The 21,472-nt window shown below is 65.6% G+C and carries 21 protein-coding genes; 6 read left to right on the top strand and 15 right to left on the bottom strand.

Annotation, left to right across the window (positions count from 1 at the left end; genetic code table 11):
* Window positions 1-24 precede the first annotated feature (24 nt).
* Window positions 25-876, top strand: coding sequence for an amidohydrolase family protein (locus QX041_RS01120; protein WP_315715636.1), 852 nt, complete (start codon window positions 25-27; stop codon window positions 874-876).
* A 24-nt stretch (window positions 877-900) separates the two neighbouring features.
* Entirely contained in the window at window positions 901-2,055 is a 1,155-nt protein-coding gene (locus QX041_RS01115; RefSeq protein WP_315715635.1) for an ABC transporter substrate-binding protein, read from the top strand.
* A gap of 57 nt (window positions 2,056-2,112) precedes the next feature.
* Here QX041_RS01115 and QX041_RS01110 read toward each other — a convergent pair whose 3' ends face one another.
* The 10 genes from QX041_RS01110 to QX041_RS01065 all read right to left on the bottom strand — a co-directional run bounded on the left by QX041_RS01110 (window position 2,113) and on the right by QX041_RS01065 (window position 11,369).
* Window positions 2,113-3,072, bottom strand: a complete 960-nt coding sequence (locus QX041_RS01110; protein ID WP_315715634.1) for a Gfo/Idh/MocA family oxidoreductase — start codon at window positions 3,070-3,072, stop codon at window positions 2,113-2,115.
* Between the two features lies 1 nt (window position 3,073).
* A complete protein-coding gene (locus tag QX041_RS01105; RefSeq protein ID WP_315715633.1) occupies window positions 3,074-3,937 on the bottom strand; it encodes a class III extradiol dioxygenase subunit beta in 864 nt (287 codons plus the stop codon).
* On the bottom strand, window positions 3,938-4,327 hold the full coding sequence (gene ligA / locus QX041_RS01100; RefSeq protein ID WP_257168873.1) for a protocatechuate 4,5-dioxygenase subunit alpha: 390 nt from the start codon (window positions 4,325-4,327) through the stop codon (window positions 3,938-3,940). It lies immediately after the preceding gene.
* Window positions 4,328-4,339: 12 nt separating this feature from the next.
* Window positions 4,340-5,254: an amidohydrolase family protein gene (locus QX041_RS01095; protein ID WP_315715631.1), complete on the bottom strand. Its 915-nt coding sequence runs from the start codon at window positions 5,252-5,254 to the stop codon at window positions 4,340-4,342.
* Window positions 5,255-5,262: 8 nt separating this feature from the next.
* The gene (locus QX041_RS01090) at window positions 5,263-6,201 is read right to left on the bottom strand and encodes an NAD(P)-dependent oxidoreductase (RefSeq protein ID WP_315715630.1); all 939 of its coding nucleotides are present in this window, start codon (window positions 6,199-6,201) and stop codon (window positions 5,263-5,265) included.
* A gap of 2 nt (window positions 6,202-6,203) precedes the next feature.
* The gene (gene ligK / locus QX041_RS01085; protein WP_011925385.1) at window positions 6,204-6,899 is read right to left on the bottom strand and encodes a 4-carboxy-4-hydroxy-2-oxoadipate aldolase/oxaloacetate decarboxylase; all 696 of its coding nucleotides are present in this window, start codon (window positions 6,897-6,899) and stop codon (window positions 6,204-6,206) included.
* 17 nt (window positions 6,900-6,916) lie between these two features.
* Complete coding sequence (locus tag QX041_RS01080) at window positions 6,917-7,942, bottom strand: amidohydrolase family protein (RefSeq protein WP_316164307.1); 1,026 nt, start codon at window positions 7,940-7,942, stop codon at window positions 6,917-6,919.
* A gap of 49 nt (window positions 7,943-7,991) precedes the next feature.
* The gene (locus tag QX041_RS01075; protein WP_316164306.1) at window positions 7,992-9,368 is read right to left on the bottom strand and encodes an MFS transporter; all 1,377 of its coding nucleotides are present in this window, start codon (window positions 9,366-9,368) and stop codon (window positions 7,992-7,994) included.
* 441 nt (window positions 9,369-9,809) lie between these two features.
* Complete coding sequence (locus tag QX041_RS01070) at window positions 9,810-10,709, bottom strand: LysR substrate-binding domain-containing protein (RefSeq protein ID WP_316164305.1); 900 nt, start codon at window positions 10,707-10,709, stop codon at window positions 9,810-9,812.
* Between the two features lie 246 nt (window positions 10,710-10,955).
* Window positions 10,956-11,369 (bottom strand): TspO/MBR family protein, encoded by a 414-nt coding sequence (locus QX041_RS01065; protein ID WP_316164824.1) that lies wholly within the window; start codon window positions 11,367-11,369, stop codon window positions 10,956-10,958.
* Window positions 11,370-11,645: 276 nt separating this feature from the next.
* Here QX041_RS01065 and QX041_RS01060 point away from each other — a divergent pair, with 276 nt between their 5' ends.
* Both QX041_RS01060 and QX041_RS01055 read left to right on the top strand, forming a co-directional pair.
* Window positions 11,646-12,605, top strand: coding sequence for a MoxR family ATPase (locus tag QX041_RS01060; RefSeq protein WP_315715624.1), 960 nt, complete (start codon window positions 11,646-11,648; stop codon window positions 12,603-12,605).
* Between the two features lie 7 nt (window positions 12,606-12,612).
* On the top strand, window positions 12,613-13,986 hold the full coding sequence (locus QX041_RS01055; protein ID WP_316164304.1) for a vWA domain-containing protein: 1,374 nt from the start codon (window positions 12,613-12,615) through the stop codon (window positions 13,984-13,986).
* 302 nt (window positions 13,987-14,288) lie between these two features.
* Here the strand turns inward: QX041_RS01055 and QX041_RS01050 are convergent, their stop codons facing one another.
* The 4 genes from QX041_RS01050 to QX041_RS01035 form a co-directional block, all read right to left on the bottom strand.
* Window positions 14,289-14,564, bottom strand: a complete 276-nt coding sequence (locus tag QX041_RS01050) for a hypothetical protein (protein WP_315715622.1) — start codon at window positions 14,562-14,564, stop codon at window positions 14,289-14,291.
* Between the two features lie 701 nt (window positions 14,565-15,265).
* Window positions 15,266-15,712, bottom strand: coding sequence for a RidA family protein (locus tag QX041_RS01045; protein ID WP_315715621.1), 447 nt, complete (start codon window positions 15,710-15,712; stop codon window positions 15,266-15,268).
* Window positions 15,713-15,733: 21 nt separating this feature from the next.
* Window positions 15,734-17,425 carry a benzoate-CoA ligase family protein gene (locus tag QX041_RS01040; protein ID WP_316164303.1) on the bottom strand — a complete coding sequence of 564 codons (1,692 nt, stop codon included), beginning with the start codon at window positions 17,423-17,425 and terminating at the stop codon, window positions 15,734-15,736.
* 165 nt (window positions 17,426-17,590) lie between these two features.
* Window positions 17,591-18,085 (bottom strand): MarR family transcriptional regulator, encoded by a 495-nt coding sequence (locus QX041_RS01035; RefSeq protein ID WP_315751998.1) that lies wholly within the window; start codon window positions 18,083-18,085, stop codon window positions 17,591-17,593.
* Between the two features lie 305 nt (window positions 18,086-18,390).
* On the opposite strand from QX041_RS01035, the gene QX041_RS01030 reads away from it, so the two are divergent.
* Complete coding sequence (locus QX041_RS01030) at window positions 18,391-19,575, top strand: ABC transporter substrate-binding protein (RefSeq protein WP_315715618.1); 1,185 nt, start codon at window positions 18,391-18,393, stop codon at window positions 19,573-19,575.
* 20 nt (window positions 19,576-19,595) lie between these two features.
* A complete protein-coding gene (locus tag QX041_RS01025; RefSeq protein ID WP_315751999.1) occupies window positions 19,596-20,054 on the top strand; it encodes a cupin domain-containing protein in 459 nt (152 codons plus the stop codon).
* A gap of 117 nt (window positions 20,055-20,171) precedes the next feature.
* Here QX041_RS01025 and QX041_RS01020 read toward each other — a convergent pair whose 3' ends face one another.
* The gene (locus tag QX041_RS01020) at window positions 20,172-21,419 is read right to left on the bottom strand and encodes a flavin-dependent oxidoreductase (protein WP_315715616.1); all 1,248 of its coding nucleotides are present in this window, start codon (window positions 21,417-21,419) and stop codon (window positions 20,172-20,174) included.
* Window positions 21,420-21,472 lie beyond the last annotated feature (53 nt).

Raw genomic sequence — 21,472 nt, 5'->3', positions numbered from 1 at the left:
ACGTCGGTCAGAGAGGGCTCGACCATGGCACTTCCGGCAGGCCCCAGGATCGATTGCCACATCCACGCCATCGATCCCGCGCGCTTCCCCTACGCGCCGGATACGCCCTATCGTCCGACCGGCCAGGAAATCGCGCCCGCCGCGCATCTCATTCGCGTGCTCGACGTCTTCGACGTCCGGCACGCGCTGATCGTCGCAACCAATTCCGGCTATGGCTCCGACAGCCGCATCCTGCTCGACACACTCAGGCTCGGAGATGGCAGGTTCAAGGGCGTCGCGGTCGTCGAGAAGGACGTCGACATCGGAGAACTGGAGCGGTTGAAGGCCGCAGGCGTCATCGGCGTCGCCTTCAACGTGCCGTTTCATGGCACCGACTATTACCGTGACGCCGCGCCGCTGCTGGACAAGCTGACCGACCTCGATCTGTTTCTGCAGGTCCAGGTCGAGCAGGATCAGTTGCTCGACCTGCTGCCCCTCATCGAGCGGTCGACGGTCCGCCTCGTGTTCGATCACTGCGGCCGGCCTGCCGTGGAGCATGGGCTGCAACGCCCATCCTTCCAGGCCCTGCTCGCGCTCGGCCGCGACCGCGACGCGCATGTGAAGCTGTCCGGCTACTACAAATTCGCGCGCCAGCCCTATCCGTACGCCGACACATGGCCGTTCATCGCCGCGCTGGTCGAGGCCTTCACGCTCGACCGCTGCGTGTGGGGCTCCGATTGGCCGTTCCTGCGCGCGCCCGAACGCCTCGACTACGGGCCGCTGCTGGCCGGCATTACCGAGATCTTTCCGGACCCGGACGATCAGCACCGGCTGCTATGGCGAACGCCGTCGCGACTACTGGGTTTTGCAGAGGCACCCGCAAGTTCATCATCATAAGCAAAAAACAATCGGGAGGACGTCATGAGGCATCTGGGAAGATTGAGCGGCTTGGCGGCCGCCATGTCATTGTGGACGGGTTTGGCCTGGGCAGAGAACACCGTCTACATTCCCGATGTCGTCGAGCTGTCCGGCCCCGGAGCCGTGTCGGGCACGAACTGGCGCGATGGCGTCGCCCTGGCGGTCGACGAGATCAACAATGCCGGAGGCATTCTCGGCCGCAAGATTGCGACCGAGCACCTCGACACCCAGAGCAATCCCGGCGTCTCCCGGGCCCAGGTGCAGAAGGTGCTCGACCGCGAGCCCTATGTGGTGTTGGGGCCGATCTATTCGGGCTCGGTCAAGGTCAACATGGCGCTGACGCAGCAGGCCGAGGTGCCGCAGATCGTCGGCGCCGAGGCCGCCGATATCACGACGCAGGGCAATCCCTGGATCTTCCGCACCGCCTTCGGCCAGCAGTTCAGCATGCCGAAGATCGCCAACTATCTGCATGACCAGCTGAACGTGAAGTCCGTCGCGGTGGTCTGGGTGAACAACGATTTCGGCAAAGGCGGCCGCGACAGCTTCGTCAAGGAGGTGAAGGCCCGCGGCATCGACGTCGTGTCCGACCTGTCGACCGAGCAGGGCCAGGTCGATTTCGGCTCCGACGTCATCAAGCTGAAGAACGTCAAGGCCGACGCGATCTTCGTCTACACCAACGAGGAAGAAAGCGCGCGTTTCCTGATCGAGGCCAAACGTCAGGGATTGTCGGTGCCGCTGTTCGGAGAGACGACGCTGCTCAGCCAGAAGGTCGTGGAGCTCGCAGGCCCCGCCGCCAACGGCGTGCGCGGCCATGTCGGCCTGAGCGCGGATGCGCCGGTCCCAGCCATCCAGGCCTTTGCGAAGAAGTTCAACGAGCGCTACCGCTATTGGCCCGACCATAACGGCATCAAGGGCTATACCGCGGTCTATCTCGTCAAATACGTGACCGAGATGATCGGCAAGTTCGACGGCCACGCTTTCGGCGCCACCATGAAGGGATTGACGCTGACGCCGGACAAGGCGCCGGGCATGCTGATGGAGGCAAGCTGGGACCAGAACGGCGACATCGACCGTGAGAGCTTCCTGGCCGAGATCGTCGACGGCAAGCAGAAGATCGTCGCGACGCTGCCGAAGCTGAAGCCGTCCAAGGCGCCGTAGATCTGCGCCATCGTAGAAACCTCCTCACGCGCAACGCGCGCGAGGAGGGAAGAAGTATCAGCCCTTGGCGAGCTGCACGTCGAGATCGTGCAGCACCTGGTAGCAGGGCAGCACCTGGGCAACGGAGGCGTTGGGCTCGCGGCCCTCGCGGATCGCGGCGAAGAACTCGCGGTCCTGCAGCTCGATGCCGTTCATGGAGACGTCGACCTTGGAGACGTCGATCTTCTCTTCCTTGCCGTTCACCAGATCGTCGTAGCGGGCGATATAGGTGCCGGTGTCGCCGATGTAGCGGAAGAAGGTGCCGAGCGGGCCGTCATTGTTGAACGACAGCGACAGCGTGCAGATCGCGCCATTGGCGGCCTTGAGCTGGATCGACATGTCCATGGCGATGCCCAGGGTCGGGTGGATCGGACCCTGGATCGCATTGGCCTTCACGATCGGCGAGCCCGCCTGATAGGCGAACAGGTCGACGGTGTGGGCGGCGTGGTGCCACAGCAGATGGTCGGTCCAGCTGCGCGGCTGGCCCAGCGCGTTCATGTTGGTGCGGCGGAAGAAGTAGGTCTGCACGTCCATCTGCTGGATGTGGAATTCGCCGGCCTTGATCTTCTTGTGCACGAACTGGTGGCTGGGATTGAAGCGGCGGGTGTGGCCGCACATAGCGACCAGCTTGGTCTCCTTCTGCAGCTCCACCACCTGCTGCGCGTCCTTCAGCGAGTCGGCGAGCGGAATCTCGACCTGGACATGCTTGCCGGCCTTGAGGCAGTCGATCGCCTGCGCCGCATGCATCTGGGTCGGCGTGCAGAGGATGACGGCATCGACCTCCGGCAGCTTGAGGCTGTTGGCGAGCTCGGTCGAGACGTGCTTGATGCCGTATTTGTCGGCGACTTCCTTGGTCTGGTCGAAGCGGCGGCCGACCAGCGACACCACCTCGACCCCGTCGATGTTCTTGATGCCGTCGAGATGCTTGATGCCGAAGGCGCCGGCGCCGGCGAGCGCGACCTTGATGGTCTTGGCCATATCAGTTGTTCTCCAGGATCAGATGGCCGACGGCCGTGTTGCTCGCCGGCACATGATAGAAGCGGTGACGCACGGTCGGCGCGTTGCCCTTCTTGGTCTCGTTGACGTCGCTCATGGCGCCGCGCGCGATCAGCCACATCACGAGCTCGATGCCCTCGCTGCCGGCCTCGCGGACGTACTCGATATGCGGCACCTTGGACAGGCCTTCCGGATCGTTGATCAGCTTGTCCAGGAACATGTTGTCCCATTCGCGATTGATCAGGCCGGCGCGCGGCCCCTGCAGCTGGTGGCTCATGCCGCCGGTGCCCCAGATCTGCACGTTGAGCGGCTCGTCATAGCTCTCGATCGCCTTGCGGATCGCCTTGCCGAGCATGAAGCAGCGGCGGCCGGACGGCACCGGATATTGCACGACGTTGACGGCGAACGGGATCACCGGGCACGGCCAGGCATCGACCTGGCCGAAGATCAGGCTGAGCGGCACGGTGAGGCCGTGATCGACGTCCATCTTGTTGACGATGGTGAGGTCGAAATCGTCCTGGATCACCGACTGCGCGATGTGCGCGGCGAGCTTCGGATGCCCGATCACCTTGGGGACCGGGCGCGGGCCCCAGCCCTCGTCGGCCGGCTGATATTCAGCCGCGGTGCCGATCGCGAACGTGGGAATCATGTCCAGGCTGAAGGCGGTCGCATGGTCGTTGAAGACCAGGAATACGACGTCCGGCTTCTGCTCCTTCTCCCACTGCTTGGCGAAGTCGTAGCCGGCGAAGACCGGCTTCCAATAATCCTCGCCGGTCTTGCCGAGGTCGAGGGCTGCGCCGATCGCCGGGACGTGCGAGGTGAAGACGCTTGCGGAGATATGGGCCATTTACTTCTTCTCCCCGGTGTAGCGGTTGCCCTCGACCGAGCGGCCGCCCTTGATCATCATCTCGCGGTACTGGTCCTCGGTCATGCCGGTCATGCTGCCCGCCATCTGCTGAAAGCTCTTGCCGTCGGTCGCGCCGATCTTGGCGAGGAAGTAGATGTTGCCGCCGAGCGCAATGCAGCGGTTGAGGTCGCGGTCGAGCACGGCCTGCTTCTGCTCCTCGCTCATCGGCCATTCGTCGAGATAGGCGCGCTCATTGGCCTTGAAGCGGGCGCGGTTCTCCGCCTTCATCAGGGACATGCAGAACTGGTTGAGGTGATAGCCCATCCGCGACATGTCCGCGTCGAAGATGGTCGTGCCGGGAACGTCGGTATAGGGTTTGTCGAGCGACATCGCTTCCCTCCTTCAGGATTCTTCGGGCCAGTACAGCCGCATCGGATTGTCGACCAGGAGCTTGTGCTGCAGCTCCGCGGTGACGGCGATATGCGGAATGAAGTCGACCAGCAGGCCGTCGTCCGGCATGTGGTCCTTCAGGTTCGGATGCGGCCAGTCGGTGCCCCACAGCACGCGATCCGGGAAGGTCTCGACGATGCGTCGGGCGAACGGCACCACGTCGCGATAGGCGCTCTGCTCGCCGTTCAGCGCCGGCGGTCCTTTGACCGAGAGACGCTCCGGGCAGCTCACCTTGGACCAGACGTTGCCGTGCTCGCGCATGAACTTCACGAACAGCTCGAACTCCGGACCATCGACCGGCTTGGTCACATCAGGACGGCCCATGTGGTCGACGACGACCGTGGTCGGCAGCGAGGTGAAGAAGTCCCATAGCTCCGGCAGGTCGACGGCTTCGAAATAGATCACGACATGCCAGCCGAGCTTGCTGATGCGGTTGGCGATCTCGATCAGCTCGTCCTTGGGCGTGAAGTCAACCAGGCGCTTGACGAAATTGAAGCGGACGCCGCGCACGCCGGCGTCGTGCATCGCCTTCAGTTCCTCGTCGGTGACGCTGCGCTTGACGGTGGCGACGCCGCGAGCCCTGCCGTTGGAATGCACCAGCGCATTGACCATGGCGCGGTTGTCGGCGCCGTGGCAGGTTGCCTGCACCACGACGTTGCGCGCGAAGCCGAGATGGTCGCGCAGCGCATAGAGCTGCTGCTTGGAGGCGTCGCAGGGGGTGTACTTGCGCTCGGGCGCATAGGGGAATTCGGCGCCGGGGCCGAACACGTGACAATGCGCGTCGACACTGCCGGCCGGCACCTTGAAGCGCGGCTTCGACGGGCCGTCATACCAGTCGAGCCATCCCGGGGTCTTCTGGAACTCCATGAGGTTCCCTACTCCTTGGACTTGATCTTGTTGAGAATGCGATCGGCCTCGGTGCGCCAGTCCGGGCTGCGCGCGAATTCCTTGGTGCCGCGGGTGCCGAACAGGCCGCCATCGGCGAGATCGGCGACCCAGGCCTGGCGCTCGGCGGTGCCTTCCGCCGACCACGGCGTCAGCCCGATGTCGCGCACGGTCTCGGCAACCTCCCTCACCTCCTCGGCGCGGCGGCGGCCATGCTCGATCACGCGCTGAAAGAAATAGGCGCCCTGCTTCTCCCAGTCGATGCCGGGGAACGTCTCCTGCAGCGAAGCCAGCACCGCGTCCTCGACGCCATAGGCGCGCGCGGTGGTGAAGCTCTCGATCACCATCGCCTCGAGGCCCTTGATCATGATGCTGCGGCACATCTTGGTCGCCGAGGCGACGCCGAGCTTGTCGCTGGCGGGCTTGGCGGCGAAGCCAAGATCGTTGAGCAGCGGCGCCAACTCGCGCGCGCCGGCGCCGCCGAGCAGCAGCGGCACCTTGATGCGATACGGCGGCACCGAGGTCATGACCGCGCCCTCGACATAGCGGCCGCCGGCGCCGTCGATCAGCGCGGCGGCGCGCTGCTTGGCGCCGGGCGAGGCCGAGTTGAAGTCGAGGAACCACGCGCCAGGCTTGATGGCTGCAGCGCAGGCCTCGGCGACGGCCACGTCCTGGCTGGCGGTCACCGCGGAGACGATGAAGTCGGCCTCCGCCGCCAGCTCCGCATGCGATGCGGCCAGCGTCACGCCGATGCTGTCGGCGTGGTCACGCATCGCGTCGCCGCGCGAGTCGGCCAGCTTGACGTCATAGGCCGAGACGCGCACGCCGTCCTTGCGCAGATCCTCGGCGAGGATCTTGCCGACCTCGCCGTAGCCGATCAGCCCGACATGCCATCGGTTCGAAGGATTTGGGTTGGACGCCGCGGTCATGCTCAATCGATGTATTTGAGCCCGGCCTTCGCCAGCGGCTCGCGCATCTTGTACATGTCGAGGCCGAGCACGCCGGACGCGAGCTTCTCGCGCTTGTCGGCCTCGTTGGCCTCGCGCGCAGCAGCGGCGTCGGCTGCCTGGTGGGCGACCGCGGCCGGCACCACGACGATGCCGTCGACATCGGCGACGATCACGTCACCCGGATTGACGGCAGCTCCGGCGCAGACGATCGGGATGTTGACCGAGCCGAGCGTGGCCTTGACGGTGCCGCGAGCCGAGATGGCGCGCGAGAACACCGGGAACTGCATCTCAGTCAGATCAGCAACGTCGCGCACGCCGCCGTCGATCACGAGGCCCTGGGCGCCGCGGGCGCGGAAGCTGGTCGCCAGCAAATCGCCGAAGAAGCCGTCGGTGTTCTCCACCGTGCAGGCGGCGACGACGACGTCGCCGGGCTGGATCTGCTCGGCCGCAACATGCAGCATCCAGTTGTCGCCGGGCTGCAGCAGCACGGTGACGGCCGTGCCGCACATTTTCGCCGTCGGATAGATCGGGCGCATGTAGCACTGCATCAGGCCGACGCGGCCCATCGCCTCGTGGATGGTGGCGACGCCGAACTTGGACAGCTTCTCCACCGCCGCCTTGTCGGCGCGGGTGATCTTCGTCTTGACGATGCCGAGATTGTTCATGGGGGTGCTCATATCGCCTGCCCTTTAGATTACTTGCCCTTGGCCTTCAACGCGGCGTCGAGCCGCGGGAACACGCGCCGTGCATTGCCTTCATAGATCTGGTGGCGCTGCTCGGGGGTCAGCTTGGCGGCCTCGATATAGCGCTTGGTGTCGTCGTAGTAGAAGCCGGTCTCCGGGTCGATGCCACGGACGGCGCCGATCATTTCCGACGCGAACAGGATGTTGTCGATCGGGATCACGCCGGTGAGCAGGTCGATGCCCGGCTGGTGATAGACACAGGTATCGAAGAAGATGTTGTTGAGCAGGTGATCCTTCAACAGCGGCTTCTTCAGCTCCTGGGCGAGGCCGCGGAACCGGCCCCAGTGATACGGCACCGCGCCGCCGCCATGCGGGATTAGGAACTTCAACGTCGGGAAGTCCTTGAACAGGTCCGACGTCAGGCACTGCATGAACGCCGTGGTGTCGGCGTTGAGGTAGTGCGCGCCCGTGGTGTGGAAGCAGGCGTTGCAGCTGGTGGAGACGTGGATCATCGCGGGGATGTCGAGCTCGACCATCTTCTCGTAGATCGGATACCAGTGCCGGTCCGACAGCGGCGGCGAGGTCCAGTGGCCGCCCGAGGGATCCGGGTTGAGGTTGATGCCGACGAAGCCGTACTCCTTGATGCACTTCTCCAGTTCGGGAATGCAGGTCTTGGGGTCGACGCCCGGCGACTGCGGCAGCATCGCGACGCCGATGAAATTGTCCGGGAACAGCTTGCTGACGCGGTAGCACAGCTCGTTGCAGATCGCGGCCCAGGTCGAGGACACCTGGAAGTCGCCGATGTGGTGAGCCATGAAGCTCGCGCGCGGCGAGAACACCGTGAGGTCGCTGCCGCGCTCCTTCATCTTCTTGAGCTGGTTGCTCTCGATGCTCTCGCGCAGCTCGTCGTCGCTGATCTTGAGCTCGGAGGCCTTCGGCATCACGGAAGCGTCCTTGATGCCCGCGATCTGCCGGTTGCGCCACTCTTCCAGCGCCTTCGGGGCCGTCGTGTAATGGCCGTGCACGTCGATGATCACGTCAGTCTCTCCCTCGAAAATTGCTCTCGTTCCGGCCGCTGCGAACCGTTCAATGCGCCACCACGGGGCTGCAGACATCCTTGCCGCTGCCGCGGCCTCCCGGTCCCACGACCTGCTTTACCACAAGGGCGAGCGCCGCGATCAAGCCGGGAACCGCGATCACGGTGAAAATCTCGCTGAAGGTCAGGTGGCGCGCGGTCAGCTCGGCGACCAGGAACGAGCCGGCAATACCGCCGAAGCGGCCGATGCCCATCATCCAGGCAACGCCGGTGGCGCGGCCCTGGGTCGGATAGAACGCGGCGGCCAGCGCCGGCAGCGACGACTGGGCCGTGTTCATCACGACGCCGGCGACGAACACGATCACCACCAGGAAGCCGATGTTGCCGACGGCCTGGCCGATCAGGAAGATCGCCACCGCGGTCAGGGCGTAGCCGACCGCCACGATGCGGTTGGCATTGAAGCGGTCCATCAGCAGGCCAAAGAACACCGCGCCGACGCCGCCGAGCGGGAACAGCGCCGAGATCAGGGTCGCGGTCTGCGGATTGAGCCCGACATCCTTGAACAGGACCGGCATCCAGTTGATCAGCGAGTAGAAGATCACGAGCCCCATGAAATAGGTGACCCACAGCATCACCGAGCCGACGCGCAGCACCGGCGACAGCACCATGCCGATGCCGGTCGCGTTGACGCGCCGGGTGGTCTCGGCGTGCTCCGGCTCCAGCATCACGAACTGGCCGACATCGGAGGCTGCAGCCGATATCCGGCGCATCACCTTGCGGACGCGCTCGACGCTCGCGCCGCGCGACAGCAGGTAGTGCACCGACTCGGGCAGGATCGCGATCAGCAGCACGGTCAGCACCAGCGGCGTGACGCCGCCGAGCACCAGCACGCTGCGCCAGCCCCATTGCGGGATCATCCACGCCGCGAGGAAGCCGCCGCAGGCCGCGCCGAGCGGAAAGCCGCAGAACATCAGGTTGGTCATGGTCGCACGCAGCCGGCCCGGACAGTACTCGCTGAGCAGGGTCACGGCATTCGGCATGGCGGCACCGAGGCCGATGCCGGTGACGCAGCGGAGCACGGTGAGCTCGGTCAGGTTGGTCGCGAACGCCGAGGCCAGACAGGCGATGCCGAAGATCAGCACGGAGCCGACCAGCACCAGCTTGCGGCCGAGACGATCGGCGATCGGCCCCGCGAACAGCGCCCCGCCGGCAAGACCGAACAGCGCCGCGCTCAGCACCGGTCCAAGCGCCGATTTCTCGATGCCCCACTCCTTCAGGAGCGACGGCGCGATGAAGCCGATCGCCGCGGTGTCGAAGCCGTCGAGCAGCACGATGACGAAGCCGAGCGCGAAGATCAGCCATTGGAAGGCGGAGAACTTGTGGTCGTCGAGAAAGGCCTGGACGTCGACGCGGGCGGTCGTTGGCATCGCTTCTGCTTCCTTGGGTGCTGTTCTGGCGCGTTGGCCGAGGTCCGCAGGGCGCGCCATCCCTGACGGGATCGGCCCTGCTGCTTCGGCGGCTTGACCGGGTATGTGACCGAGCGCGCCGGCCCGCGCCAGCGCCCGGGGGCTTCTATCAGCTATTCTGAAACGGCATAAGATATCAGATGAGCCATGCTGATTTTAGAATGGGTCTGAACAACTCCGCTGTTGGCTTTCGCACGACTCAGACACCGCGGGCTCCACCCTCCCCTGGAGGGGGAGGGTCGGCTCACGGGGAGCGAAGCGAGCCGTGAGGCGGGGTGGGGTGATCTCTCCAGATGCACCGGTGCCCATGGCTTCACCCCACCCCGCTCGCCCGCTTCGCGTGCGAGCGACCCTCCCCCTCCAGGGGAGGGTGGCACTGCCCGAGCCGAGATCACCCGCGATTCACCGCGGCAGCTTCCGGATCAGCGCGGTCGCCAGCTTGATGGTCTGCTGCGCCAGCGGCGTCGGGCGCTTGTGCGCCGAGGTGACGAAGCACAGCACGCTGGTCGGGGCGGGCTCGGTCAGTGGGCGGATGGCGAGCTCGCTGGCGCGGCCCGAGGCGGCGACGCCACTCGGGGTCAGCACGGCGTGGCCGTAGCCGGCGCAGACGAGATCGATGATCGAGGGCACGCTCGACACCTCCCAGGCGATGTCGAGCTTGATGCCGGCGAGCGCCGCCTGCGTCTCCAGCAGGCGCCGCATCGCGTGCACCCGCTCCGGCATGATCAGCTGGTAGCGGGACAGCTCGGCCATCGGCAGCGGCGCGGTGACGCGGCGCTTGCCCTTGGGCGCGTGGCTCACCAGCGCCAACGGCTCCTGCAGCACCGGCGTGATCTCGATGCCGGGCTGGGCTTCCGGATTGTAGACCATGCCGACGTCGATGCGTCCGGTGGTGACCCACTCCACCACATGCGTCGACAGCCCCTCGACGACGGCCAGTCGCGCCGCCGGATACTCCTTGCGGAAGCGATCGATCAGCGGCAGCGTCAATTGCCGCGCGATGCTCGGTGGCAGACCGATGGTGACGCGGCCGACCGGCGCATCGCGGCTGGCGCCGAGATCTTCGCGCGCATGCGCCACCAGCTGCAGCACGCCGACGCTGTGGTCGAGCAGCCGCTTGCCGGCCTCGGTCAGCGCCACGCCCCGCCCGTTGCGCGCGAACAGCTGCTGCTTCAACTCCGATTCCAGCGCCCGCACCTGCCGCGACAGCGCCGGCTGCGCGACGTCGAGCACGGACGCGGCCTTGCTGAACGAGCCGTGCTCGGCGACCTGCACGAAATATTCGAGCTGCTTGAGGTTCATGGGTGAACGCCTCGACCATCAAGCGTCAGTCTGCCGCGCTGCCCGCCCCACCCCCGACTGTCGTCCCTGCGAACGCAGGGACCCATAACCACCGGTCCTGATTGTTGAGCACGAAAGGCAACTCGGAGTCTTTTCCGACAATCGGCCGTCCGCGGTATGGGTCCCTGCGTTCGCAGGGACGACAGCGGAGGACACGGCGGCAGCACACCCGATTGTTGACAGCGTCGCCCCATCAGCCGCCTCATCTCAATTCAGCACGTTCACCGAGAAATTCAGCGCCGACGCGAACGCGACCCAACAGGCATAGGGCACGAACAGCAGCGCCGCGATCCGGTCCTCGCGCCATTGCATCACGATGAAGGTCACGATCAGCACGAACATGCTGGCGATGATCGCGAACGCGACCCACATCAGATGCGCGGTGAAGAACACCGGCGACCAGGCGAAGTTCAGCACCAGCTGTCCCCACCACACCTGCATCACCGCACCGCTTTCGACCCGCTCATAGGTGCGCCAGCCGGCGACCGCGATCATGACGTAGAGCACCGTCCAGGCGATCGGAAACAGCCAGCCGGGCGGGGTGAACCAGGGCTTGTTGAGCGAGCCGTACCAGGCGCCGGGCGTGTTGGAGGCTCCGATGATCCAGCCGCCTCCGACCACGAGAACCAGCAGGACGAGGAGATGTAGGATGGATCGGTTCATATTCCGCTCGGCGTGATTTGCAGGAGGAGGTTCTCGGTCCGGTCCGCTGGCGACCGGCAGCCATGCGGCCGAGGCACCCACGCGCGCACTGGACAGGGCTGCCCGGGACGCGTAGCCAGGACATAACACAATGCGAGGAAAAGTCAGGGTTTTCGCCTGACCACCAACGTCCAGGGGCCGGAACGCCGATCACATCTGCGCCGGGTCCTGATACCAGGAAACGGAGTTTCGTCAGTGGCTGATTCCCCGGCCCCCTCTTCAGCCATCGCCTCGATCGCGGCCGTCGAGGCCGGCCTCGCCGCCCAGGGCTATATCGCCAGCCGCCAGATCGCCACCGCCGTCTACCTGTCGCAGGCGATCGACAAGCCGATCCTGGTCGAGGGCCCAGCCGGCGTCGGCAAGACCGAGCTTGCCAAGGCGATCGCCGCCTGGCGCGGCCTCAAGATGATCCGGCTGCAATGTTATGAGGGGCTCGACGAGGCCAAGGCGCTCTACGAGTGGAAATACGCCAAGCAGCTGCTCTACACCCAGATCCTGAAGGACAAGCTCGGCGAGGTGCTCGGCGGCGCTCAGACCTTGCATGCGGCGCTCGGCCAGCTGCACGATTTCGGCGACGTGTTCTTCTCCAAGGAGTTCGTCGAGCCGCGGCCGCTGCTGCAGGCGCTGCTCGAGCCCAACGGCTGCGTGCTGCTGATCGACGAGATCGACAAGTCCGACGCCGAGTTCGAGTCGCTGCTGCTGGAGATCCTGTCGGACTTCCAGGTCACGATCCCCGAGCTCGGCAGCATCGCCGCCGCCAAGCCGCCGACCGTGATCCTGACCTCCAACTCCGAGCGCAATCTCGGCGACGCCCTGAAGCGGCGCTGCCTGCATCTGCACATCGGCTTCCCCGAGCAGCGGCTGGAAGAGCGCATCGTCGAGAGCCGCGTGCCCGGCATCTCGCAGAATCTGCGCCGGCAGCTCGTGGCCTTCATCCACGACGTCAGAACGCTCGACCTGAAGAAGCAGCCGTCGGTCAGCGAGACCATCGACTGGGCGCGCGTGCTGGTGCTGCTGCAGGCGGCCGAGCTCGGCCATGACGTGGTGAAGGATACGCTCAACGTTCTCTTGAAATACGAGTCCGACATCGAGGTGGCGCTGCCGCAGGTGACGACCTTCGTCGCCAAGGCGCAGCGCCAGAACATCTTCGGGTGAGGCTCTCATGCAGGAGAACCTGCATCGGTTCTTTCGGGCGGCGCGCGGCGCCGGCGTGCACGTGTCGCCGGCCGAGAGCATCGACGCGATGCGCGCTGTGGCGAGCGTCGGTCTCGCCGATCGCACGGTGCTGCGCGACAGCCTGCTGCTGACGCTCGCCAAGAGCGAGGACGAGAAGAAGGCGCTCGGCGCCTGCTTCGACCTGTTCTTCGCCCATGTCGATCCGGCGCAGGCCGAGGCGAATGACGAGACGCAGCAGGACGCGGCGTCGAATGAGGCTCAGTCGGCCCCGCCATCCGGAGAGCCGATCGGCGGTGAGGCGGACGCGGAGCTCGGCACTCTTGCCCAGATGCTGCTGGCGCAGAACACGGCTGACATCTCGGCCGCGATCGCCAACGCGTCCAGCGCCGTCGGGCTGTCGGAGATCCGCTACTTCACCCAGCGCGGCCTGTTCTCCAGCCGCATGCTGGAGACGATGGGGATCCAGCGGCTGCGCGACGATCTCGATAGGCTCACCGAGACCAATCCGGCGTTGGCGGAGCGGCTGCAGGCCGGGCTCGACGGCCTGCGCGACACCGTGCGCGATGCGGTCGCGCAGGCGCTCGCGCTGTACGGCCGCGAGGAGACCGAGAACCTGCGCCACGAGATCCTGCGCAACGCGCAGCTGTCGCGGATCGAGCCGCGCCAGGTCGCGGAGATGCGGGCGCTGATCCGGCAGATCGCGCGCCGCCTGCGCGAGCGCTATGCGAAGCCGCGCAAGCGCCAGCGCCGCGGCCATCTCGACGTCCGCCGCACGCTCCGCCGCAACGCGGCCTGGGGCAGCGTGCCCTTCCTCACCGCGTGGAAGCGCCGGCACCGCGACCGCCCGAAGATCGTCGCGCTGTGCGATGTCTCGGGCTCCGTCGCCCGCGTCTCGGATTTCTTCCTGCTGCTGATCCACAGCCTGCACGACGTCGTCAGCGATGTTCGCTCGTTCGCGTTCTCCGGCCACCTGATCGAGGTCAGCGAGATCCTTGAGCAGAAGCCGGCCGAGGAGGCCATGGCCGAGATCATGCACAAGGTCGGCTTCGGCTCGTCCGACTACGGCTCGTCGCTGGTGGATTTCGAGAAGCAGTTCATGGCCGCGGTGACGCCGCAGACGACCGTGATCGTGCTCGGCGACGCCCGCAGCAACAAGCTCGACCCGCGCGCCGATATCCTCAAAGCCATCTCCGAACGCGCCAAGCGCGTGGTCTGGCTCAATCCAGAGGGCCGCATGACCTGGGGCTGGGGCGATTCAGAGATGCCGCGCTACCAGACCTTCTGCAACGTCGTGCGCCCCTGCGCGACAGCTCAGCAATTGGAACGCGCTGTGAGCGACATCGTCTCGGCGTATCAGTAGCACTCCGATCTCCCCACGCGTCATTGCGAGCGCAGCGACGTGTCCGCCGAAGCCCTCTCGGGCGAAGGCGGAAGCAATCCAGGGCCGAGTGCGCGACTCTGGATTGCTTCGTCGCTGCGCTCCTCGCAATGACGCCATAAGTTCGTAGGGTGGACAAAGCCGTCGTGCGGAGTAAGCCGCACGATCGCGTGCCCACCGGCGGACCATCCGCGAACAACGGCGGGCACGGCGCGATCAGACAGTGCCAAAAAACAATCGCGATCACGGCGCGCCTTTGCCCACCCTACGCACCGGGAGCGGAGCTACCGTCCCCCCGCGGCGCGCTTCAGCAACGCCGCACGCTGCTGATCTGTAAAAGTCACACCCGACTTCTTCTCGACCACCCGCACGGCCCATGACCGCATCGGATCGTCATCCACCCGCGCCGGCTCGCGCAGGATGGCGACGCCGATCTCCAGCATCTTGGCGTCGGCCTGATGCTCGATGCCGCCGCCCCCGGCCGTCGCCAATGCCAGCGCGCCGGCCGCAGCGCCGATGCCGGCGGCCAGCGCCGTCGTCACGAAGAGTTTCCAGTCCAAGTCCGCCCCCTGCTCTCACCCGCCACTGCGCCGTCACGCTCGAACAGGTTGATGTCTGCGACATGGCGATCCCAAGTCGTTCATTCGGCGGCAGGATCATCAGACGACCACAATTGTTCCACTAACGAAGCGACATGCCTGCGAACTGTGATGTCTTGTGTGACTGCCCGTCGCGTTACCATGTCGCAGCGCGCTGGCCTTGTGCCGTCGGGCAAATCACGACGATGCTTGCGCCCAACCTGCCCAGGCGAAGAGGGGCGTACGCGTCGTCACGATACGTGGGGCAGGCCGCGGTGGACGCCGTTGCATCATGCGCTTGTTGCGCGGACGAGTGATGTCGTGGCGTACGGTGAAGTCGTGATGTCCTGATACCCCGACGCTGGTATCACGTTCGCGACGATGCTCAGTGCATCGCGCGGATCATGGTGGCCAACAAGCCCGGCGCACCAGGGAGACCACGTATAAGCCGTCAAACATCGCGCAGGGAAGGCCGGCATGTTCGGCCCACCTGTGGTTCCTGCCCCGTGCATTTTCTGTCGCACGGGGGCCGCGGGTGTGGTGGACACCCGGCCTTCCCTGCGCCCTCGATTTTCGCCGGGGGTGATCGACCAGCAAAGCTCGGGCCGACCAGCCGCGAGAACGCGATGTCACGTTCCAAGTTCGACCGATCAAAGACCAGCCCCTGCCGGCAGCACGCGCCCTCAGCGCGGCACCACCGCAGTCGCCTCGATCTCCACCCGTGCGGCCTTCTCGACCAGCCTGACGACCTGCACCAGGGCCATCGCGGGATAATGACTGCCAAAGATCTCGCGATAGATCTTCCCAAGCTCCCTCAAATTGCCGAGATACTCATCCATGTCGACGACGTACCAGGTCAGCCGCACCAGGTGCTCCGGACGCGCATTGCCTTCAGCCAGGATCGCGGCGATGTTTTCCAGCGCCTGCCGGACCTGCGTCACAAAGCCATCGGCGAGCGTCTCGCTCGCGTCCCAACCGATCACGCCGCCGGTGACGACGATGCGCCCCTCGGCACTGATGCCGTTGGCGTAGCCCTTTGGCATCGGCCAGCCGCTCGGCTGCAGAACGCGCATGCCCTCGGCCTCATCCTGCTTCACCACGGCCAGCGTGGGCGCCTTGGTCGTGCTCACGAACGTCTCTCCTTGTCTCTCCTACGAGGCCGCGCCGGGCGACGGCGTAGCGGCAGCCTGCGCGATCTGCCGCAGGGCGAACCGCTTCAGCTTGCCGGTCTCGGTCTTGGGCAGTTGCGTCACGAACTCGATCGCGCGCGGATATTTGTACGGCGCGATCTCGCGTTTGACATGCTCCTGCAGCTCGGCCACCAGCGCCGGCGTGCCTTCCACCCCCGGCGCCAGCACGACATACGCCTTCACGACCATTCCGCGCGCGTCGTCGGGAGCACCGACGACGCCGCATTCGGCGACCGCCGCATGCGTCAACAGCGCCGCCTCGACGTCGGTGCCGGCGATGTTGTAGCCGGACGAGACGATCATGTCGTCAGAGCGCGACTGATACCAGAAGTAGCCGTCCTCATCCATCACATAGGTGTCGCCGGTGACATTCCAGCCGTTCTGGACGTATTTGCGCTGACGCTCGTCGGCGAGATAGCGGCAGCCGGTGGGACCCCGCACCGCGAGCCGCCCCATCGTGCCCGGCGGCACGTCGTGGCCCTCGTCGTCGACGATCTTGGCCTCGTAGCCCGGCACCGGCTTGCCGGTGGCGCCGGGACGGATCTCGTCCTCGACGGCACTGATGAAGATATGCAGCATCTCGGTCGAGCCGATGCCGTCCATCAGCTTCAGCCCGGTCGCCTTCAGCCAGGCGTCGAAGGTCGGCTTCGGCAGGGTCTCACCGGCGGAGACGCATTTGCGCAGCGAGGAGATGTCGCGCCCCTCGAGCTTGCTCAGCATCGCCCGATAGGCGGTCGGCGCCGTGAAGCAGATGGTGGCCTTGTAGCGCTCGATGGCCGCGAGCAGATCGTCCGGCGAGGTCTTTTCCAGCACGACGTAGGATGCCCCGATGTGCATCGGAAACAGCACGCCGCCGAAACCGAAGGTGAAGGCGAGCGGTGCGGTGCCGATGAAGCGGTCGCTCTGGCTGGCGCGCAGCACGTTGCGGGCGTAGCCGTCGCACACCGCGAGCATGTCGCGGTGGAAATGCATCGTGCCCTTGGGATCGCCGGTCGTGCCGGAGGTGAAGGCGATCAGGCAGAGATCGTCGGAGGCGGTATCGACCGCGGTGAACTCCGGGCTGGCATCGGCGATCAGCGCCTCCAGCGCGTTGGGCTGGCGGTTGCCCCAATAGACCACCTGCTTCAGCGCCGGCGCGATCGGGCGGGTCTTTTCCATCTCGTCGGCCAGCTTGCCGTCGCACAAGGCCAGCGCGATCTGCGCCTTCTGGATCGGATAGGACAGCTCCTTGGCGCGCAGCAGCGGCATGGTGGCGACCACGATGCCGCCGGCCTTGATGACGGCCAGATAGGTGGCAACCATCATCGGATTGTTTGCGGAGCGGAGCAGCACGCGGCCGCCGGGCACGAGACCGAGCTTGCCGACCAGGACGTTGGCGATCCTGTTCACCAGTGCCTGCAGCTCGCGATACGTGTAGCTGATGTCAGCGCTGATGATGCATGGCGCATCGCCCCGCCCCTCCTTGACCCAGCGATCGACGAAATGCGTCACGCAGTTCAGCCGCGGCGGATACTGGAATTCGGGCCGGCTGAAGACGAAGTCTGGCCACAGCTCACGCGGCGGCAGATTGTCCTGGGCGAAGGTGTCGACGTGGGCGCTATGCGCATGCGCGCTGGCGCTCTCCGGCTGCTGAACCTTGGCGGCAGTGGCCATCACACGCTCCTGTCTGAAGGGAAGGACGCCCGGCACGTTTCAGTCCTAAACATTTTAGACTTAAAACATCTAGGCGCAAGAGCCGAAGATTGTGCACTGCCCGCAAATTGTTTGAGCGCCTGCCGCGCGTGGCAGCGTGGCCTGCGACGTCCTGTCAGGCCCGCTTCAATCCTGCCGGCGCTGCACGGCCTTCTGCGCCGATCCCTTGGTCTTGGCGAGCAGCCGCATCAACTCGCGCACGTCCTTCTCCGTGAGATCGCCGAAGATGTCCGCGATCCAGGTCTCGTGCTCGGCCGCCATCTTGCGGAATTCGGCGCGGCCGAGCTTGGTCAGCCGGATCACCTGGACGCGGCGGTCGGTGTCGGAGGTGCGGCGATCCAGATGGCCGGATTCGACGAGGCGCTCGACCAGTCCGGTGACGTTGCCGTTCGAGACCATCATGCGCTTGGAGACGTCGGACAGGGTCATGCCATCAGGCGCCTTGTCGAGCTGCGCCATCAGGTCGAAACGCGGCAGGGTCACGTCGAAACGCTCGCGCAGCCGGCTGCGGATCTCGCCTTCGATCAGGGTCGTACAGGTGAGCAGGCGCAGCCACAGCCGCAGCTCCTCGGCATGGTCCTCGGGCAGCTCGACGGCCTTGGTCTCGGAATCAAGCGTCATGACGGAATCACTTGGGCACGTTCAGCCTCGTCTGGCGAGGCTCGTGAGTTTGACCTTCAGGACCTCCTGGGAGCAAGGAAAAATGTACCGTCATTTTGCGCAGGACGATGAGGCGGCAATTCCTTTAACCTTCAAGCAATTGGCGCGGCGCTTGCATGCGTGCCGAAACTGCCCCTTCCGCAAGCAGCTCGCTTGCAGCTGAGGGCGTCATCAGACTAGGCTTGTGACCAAGCTGCGGTCTGGCCCATCGTTTGGTCATGTGCAAAAAACATAAACCTGAATTTCCGCATCCCGGGGGAGTTGTCATGAAAATGAGTTCGAAGCTGGCCGGTCTCGGCGTCGGTCTTGGCATTGCCGCGAGCCTGCTCGCCCAGCCGGCGCTGGCCGACGACAAGATCAAGATCGGCGTCATCGTCACCCTCTCCGGCCCCGCCGCCGCGCTCGGCGGCCAGGTCCGCGACGGCTTCAACCTTGCCATCAAGGACCTCGGCGGCAAGATGGGCGGCAAGGACGTCGAGGTGGTCGTCGCCGACGACGAGCTGAAGCCGGACGCCGCGATCACCAAGGTCAAGGGCCTGCTCGAGCGTGACAAGGTCGACTTCGTCGTCGGTCCGATCTTCTCCAACATGCTGCAGGCGATCCACCGGCCGGTCACCGAGAACAAGACGTTCCTGATCAGCCCGAATGCCGGTCCGTCCAGCTACGCCGGCAAGGAGTGCAGCCCCTACTTCTACGTGACCTCGTATCAGAACGACCAGGTGCATGCCGTTCTCGGCAAGGTCGCGCAGGACCGCGGCTACAAGAAGATGTATCTGCTGGTTCCGAACTATCAGGCCGGGCGCGATTCCGTCGCCGGCTTCAAGCTCGACTACAAGGGCGAGATCGTCGAAGAGTCCTACGTTCCGCTCAACACGCTCGACTTCCAGCCTGAACTGTCCAAGATCTCCTCGCAGAAGCCGGACGCCGTGTTCACCTTCATGCCGGGTGGCATGGGCGTGAACCTCGTCAAGCAGTTCAAGCAGGCCGGCCTTGCCGACACCATTCCGGTGCTCTCGGCCTTCACGGTCGACGAATCCACGCTCCCTGCGCAGCAGGATGCCGCGGTCGGAATGTTCGGCGGCGCCAACTGGGCGCCCAATTTCGACAATCCGCAGAGCAAGAAGTTCGTCGCCGGCTACGAGGCCGCCTACAACAGCGTGCCCGGCACCTACGCGATGCAGGCCTATGACGCTGCGCTGCTGATCGACAGCGCCGTGAAGGCGGTCGGCGGCAACCTCAGCAACAAGGATGCAGTGGCCGCGGCGCTGAAGAAGGCCGATTTTGCCTCGCTGCGCGGTAACTTCAAGTTCAACACCAACGGCTATCCGATCCAGGACTTCTATCTGACCAAGGTCGCCAAGCGGCCGGACGGCAAGTTCCAGACCGAGATCGTGCAGAAGGTGTTTGAAAACTACGCCGACCGCTACGCCAAGGATTGCGCGGCCAAGTAACAGCAGGGAGCGAAAACGACATGAACCATCCGGAAATCGCCGGCATCACCCGGGCCAATGAGGGCATCCAGGGCATCTCCTGGAACATTCTCGGCCAGGTCTATGTGCCGAAGAACCGCACCGAGCACAGCTTCTCCTGGCACGCGACGTTCCCGGTAGGCACCTTCGTGCCGCCGCACATCCACCCCGACCAGGACGAGTATCTCTACATCCTCGAAGGACGGCTCGACTTCTTCCTGGACGGCGCCGAGGAATACGCCACCGCCGGCGACACGGTGCGGCTGCCGATGGGCAAGCCGCACGGCATCTTCAACAAGTCGCAGCAGACGGCAAAGACGCTGTTCTGGGTGTCGCCGACGCGGCGGCTCTACGAGCTGTTCTGGGCGATCCACAACATGCGCGAGCAGAACCCGGACGACGTGGTGAAGCTCGCCGCCGAGCACAACATCCACTTTCTGCCCCCGCCTCCGGGGGCGTGAGTCTGATCTGGCGCTTGTTTCGAACTGTTGCGCAGAACGTAGCGCGCTCCCTCTCCCCGTCCTCACGGGGAGAGGGATGGGGCGAGGGGCAGCCGTTCGGGCAGTCTCAGATCGTTGCTACGACGCCTGCCGCGTTACCATCCGCGCGGCAAAGCCGGCCCGGCTCGCATAACCGCGCACGATACCCTCTCGGGCCTCGTAGTTGAGGATGGTGTTGATGTCCGTGAAGCCTTGCGGCGCGAGCTGCTCGACGGCATCGATGACGCCCTCGGGGCCGCCGCGGCGGTTCGACGCGACGATCTCGGCGGTCATCGGCAGCCGCTTCTGCTCATAGGCCATCAGCGCCTGGCGCGGATGCTCGGAGCGGGCCAAGGCATCGGCGAGCGCGCGGGCATCGAGAATGGCCTGCGAGGCGCCATTGGAGCCGACCGGGTACATCGGATGCGCGGCATCGCCCAACAAGGTGACGCGGCCGCTCGACCAGTACGGCAGCGGATCGCGGTCGCAGCAGGGATATTCCCAGAACTCCGGCGTCGCCCGCACCATCGCGGCGAAGTCGACCTGGGGAATGGAGAAGCCGTTGACATGCGGCATCAGCTCGTCCGTCTTGCCGAGCCGCGACCAGTCCTCACGCCGCGGCGGCGCGGTGTTGGCATCGCCGATGCGCACCAGCACGGCCCAGTTGGTGAGGCGGGTCGCGGGGCTCGAGCCCTCGGCGATCGGATAGATCACCGCCTTGGCGTTCAGGCCGCCGGCGATGATCATCGACCGCCCGGTCAGGAACGCCGGCCAGTCGGTGGCGCCGCGCCACAGCATCAGGCCGTTCCAGCACGGCGCGCCCTCATTGGGGAACAGCGTCTGCCGGACCTTGGAATGAATGCCGTCGGCGCCGATCAGGACGTCCCCGCGGACGGTGTGAACATGAGCGCCGGTGCGGTCGAAGAAATAGGCGGTCACACCGCCCTCGTCCTGGGTGAACGAGCCGAGCCGGCAGCCGGTGTGGACCTTCTCAGGCCCGAGCCGCTGCATCACCGCCTGATGGATCACGCTCTGCAGACGGCCGCGGTGAATCGAGAATTGCGGCACGTCGTGGCCGGCGTCGAGCCCGCGGGTCTCGTGCCAGACCTCCTGGCCGCGCCGAGTCAAGTAGAACAGCTCATAGGTCCGGATGGCGACTTCGTCGAGCCGGTCGAGCAGCCCGAGCTGGGCGAGCTCCCGGATCGCGTGCGGCAGGGTGTTGATGCCGACACCGAGCTCGCGGATTGCATCCGCCTGCTCGAACAGCTCACAGTCGATGCCGCGCGCCCGCAGCATCAGGGCCGTGGTCAATCCGCCGATACCGCCGCCAACGATGATCGCCTTCATCGCCTCTACTCCACTCGTACTTCTCGTACCGGGCAGCAGCGTGGCACGGAGCC

It is taken from the genome of Bradyrhizobium sp. SZCCHNRI2009 (assembly GCF_032485115.1).
Taxonomy (GTDB): domain Bacteria; phylum Pseudomonadota; class Alphaproteobacteria; order Rhizobiales; family Xanthobacteraceae; genus Bradyrhizobium.
Note: the sequence above shows the minus strand (reverse complement) of the source record. Positions and strands in the feature narration are given on the sequence as shown.